This window comes from Vibrio anguillarum (assembly GCF_001989995.2).
Taxonomy (GTDB): domain Bacteria; phylum Pseudomonadota; class Gammaproteobacteria; order Enterobacterales; family Vibrionaceae; genus Vibrio; species Vibrio anguillarum.
This window is the reverse complement of the sequence record NZ_JAHGUP010000177.1, coordinates 1-3,371: the sequence shown is the minus strand read 5'-3', so window position 1 is coordinate 3,371 and position 3,371 is coordinate 1. Positions and strand designations below refer to the sequence as shown.

General features: G+C 45.5%; 3 protein-coding genes. 1 reads left to right on the top strand and 2 read right to left on the bottom strand.

The annotated features are described in order from the left end of the window. Positions 1–33 precede the first annotated feature (33 nt). Complete coding sequence (locus tag PL85_RS18200) at positions 34–1,989, bottom strand: ligand-gated channel protein (RefSeq protein WP_115339483.1); 1,956 nt, start codon at positions 1,987–1,989, stop codon at positions 34–36. 143 nt (positions 1,990–2,132) lie between these two features. Here PL85_RS18200 and PL85_RS18195 point away from each other — a divergent pair, with 143 nt between their 5' ends. Beyond that, a complete protein-coding gene (locus PL85_RS18195; protein ID WP_064624334.1) occupies positions 2,133–3,035 on the top strand; it encodes a LysR family transcriptional regulator in 903 nt (300 codons plus the stop codon). A 63-nt stretch (positions 3,036–3,098) separates the two neighbouring features. Here PL85_RS18195 and PL85_RS18190 read toward each other — a convergent pair. Next, positions 3,099–3,371: transketolase-like TK C-terminal-containing protein (locus PL85_RS18190; protein ID WP_272871950.1), on the bottom strand; the 273-nt coding region annotated here is incomplete at its 5' end.

The following is a 3,371-nucleotide window of genomic DNA, read 5'->3' as shown; positions in this document are numbered from 1 at the left end:
AGAAGGCGGATTTTTACTTGCGGTATTGATGGTTTAAAAATTAACGTCAATACCTAACCAATAACGACGTCCATCTTCTACATAGCCATATTCTTGGTATGAAATTTCTTCATCGAGTAGATTGTAAATCGCACCTTTCAAGCTTACTTGAGAAGAAAGCGCGTAAGTGATGCCAGTATCGATGAACTGATAAGCTGGCTCAATCAAGCTGCTACGAGAAGGGCCAGTGACTGGGTTGCTCTCTTTTCCACGATAAGTCAGCTTCAACCAACTGCTCAAGTTGTCAGTCGCTTGCCAATCAATATCAGCGCTGAAGCGATGTTCAGGTTGTTGCTCAAGTGGCATACCTTGATATTTTCCGGTTTTTTGCTCTGAGTCAGTAAAGGTATAACTCGCGTTGAAATAAACCGTTTCTGTGATAGGTAAACCGAGCGTACTTTCGACCCCACGCGTGTACGCTTCATCAACGTTCACTCGATAAGTGGGATCAGAGCCCCACTCGTTCGGACCTGCAGTACAAATGTGGTTGGGGCACACAACACGGGTAATTTTGTCTTTGAAATCATTATGGAAGAAAGTCAAACTCGCGTTAAGACCCTCTCCATTTTGGTACATCAACCCCAACTCTTTGTTAATCGAGGTTTCGGGTTTTAAGTCTGGATTACCGTAAATATTACCGCCTTGACTCACCTGCGCCCAATTTGGCGTGACTTCTCTGAGCTGCGGTGAACGGAAACCCGTTGCCACGCCACCTTTCAGAATCCACGCTGGATTGATGGTCCACACGCCATACGCTCTTGGGCTAAAATGAGAACCATAATTTTCATCGTGGTCAACACGGCCACCTAAGGTTAGGTTAAACGACTCGGTCATGCGCCACTCGTCTTCAACAAACGCCGCCCATTGAGTGCTTTCAATCTGAGTTAAATCAGAGGCTTTATTTGAGGTAAAATCTTCTAACTTTGAATGTGAAGCCTCAATGCCTACGGTTGCCGTATTGTTAGTCAATGGCACCACTAAGCTTGATTTAGCCACCGTATTGATGATCTCCATCTCACGGCTTTTATTGTTACTTACTTCACGTTGGACATAAGTATCCGACACACCATAGTCGCCCCAATCCCCTTGGTGAGAAAGGGAAATATAGGTTCTACGGTATTCGTTTAAGCTGTCTTCGCACCCACCTTTACAACCTGTCGTTGGCACGGATAACCCTACATTGCCTCGGCGATCTTGTGCGGAAGTACCCACTTCAAAAGTCAGATCATGCTGCTCATTAAGTTGGTAGTTCAACTTTGAAGTTAAACTTTTTAAGCTTTTGTCTTGGTAGCCACGTTCAATCTTATCTTCATCGCGCTCGGTGCTCTGTCCATAAACTTGCAGAGAAAGATTGTCGGCCAGTGGCCCTGTCAGGAAAAAGTTGACGCTGTTCTGATCGCCAGAATCGCGATTTTCTTGGAAAACCGTATCCAACTGAACACTGCCTGACCACTCTTGATTATCTTTTCGTGTGATGATATTGATCACACCACCAATGGCATCTGAGCCATATAAAGTCGACATTGGGCCACGAATTACTTCAATTCGTTCAATGGCTTGCAGTGGTGGCATCCATCCCTGCTCAATACCTGGGCCATCACTATTTGGTCGAGTTTGACGTGACGATTGACGCTTACCATCGACTAACATCAAGGTGTAGTTTGAACTCATACCGCGCAAGCTGATGTCTGTTTTGTCACCACCTCCAGTCACCAACACGCCCGGCACACTGCGCAGTGCATCGGTTACATCACGATAATAACGTGATTGCAACTCTTCTCGTGTAATCACACTGATACTCGCTGGAGCCTGCGCTTGTGTTTGTTCAAAACCAGCCGCCGTCACCACTAATTTCTCATAAGATTGAATTTCTTCAGCGAAAACGTGTGATGAGGTGAATAACCCGAGCGCCGCAGTAATTGCAACATTCAGCGGATTGAGTCTGGACATGTACCACTCCTTTAAATGATAATGATTATTAATTTCAGAGGTGAATTATTCATAATTTTGATGATTGAGATAGATAGACAGATGGAATGGTCGATACCGAATATGGAACACAGTGATGATTAGATTAAAAGGCCATTTTACTTATGCATGATTTCAGTGCGATCAAAGCTTTCCATGCTCTCTGTCAATACAAAAGCCTGACAGCGGCGGCGAAAGCGCTGGAACAGCCTAAGTCTACCCTCAGTCGACGTTTGGCGTCTTTGGAAAACGATCTCGGACAAGCCTTAATTGCTCGGCAAGGCAACCGTCTAACTTTGACTAAAGCTGGGCAAGTTTTTGCAGTTTATACAGAGCAACTGCTTGAATTAGCAGAAAAAAGCCATGAAGCACTGCAAGAGTTTAATAACCAAATCAGCGGTGAAATGACCTTGGTGGTTCATCCGAATTTAATTCGTGGCTGGTTGAGCAATGTATTGGATCAATTCATGCAAACCCACACCGAAATCAACATTCGACTCTACAGCCAATATGTGGCAGAAGAGTCGCATCTTGAGCCTGATTTACTGATTTGGATTGGCCCGTTTGCTCAACAAGGCTGGAGACGTGAATTGCTCGGCCATTGGCAATATTCACCTTATGCGTCGCCACACTATCTTGCCAATAACGACATGCCAGAGCATCCACAAGATCTAGTCAAACATCCTTGGATTGATTTTATCGCTTTTCGCCAAGAAGCCTTGGCTCTCATCCATCCTATTCACGGCAGCTATCTTTTACCTGCGCTCACAAGCCGCTTGCAGAGTGATAATTTAGCTATGCAAGCGGATGCGATAGCCAAAGGAAGAGGCATCGGCTTACTGCCGACATGGTTTGCCAAAGGCTTTGAACAAGCGCACCCAAACAGTGTGCAAGCATGTTTGCCAGAATGGTTGTCGCCACCCACTGAAATTAGTTGTCATTATCCAGCAGGCAGACATCCGCTCAAACTGCGTCTGTTTATCGACGCGCTACGTCAAGCCTGTCCTGAGGAATGGAAAGCACCATAAACATCAAGATCAAAAAAGCCCAGCGAATGACTCGCTGGGCTTTTGCATTAAAAATAAGAAGACTTAAGCAAGCAGCTCTTGTGCTTGTTTCACCACGTTTTCAGTTGTAAAGCCGAACATGTTGAACAATTGCTCCGCCGGTGCTGACTCACCGAAAGTAGTCATACCAATGATCTTGCCGCCAAAACCAACGTACTTGTACCAGAAGTCGGCGATACCTGCTTCAATTGCAATACGTTTAGTCACGGCTGCTGGTAGTACGGCTTCGCGGTAAGCTGCGTCTTGTTTATCAAACGCATCGGTCGATGGCATTGACACTACGCGCACTTTCTTACC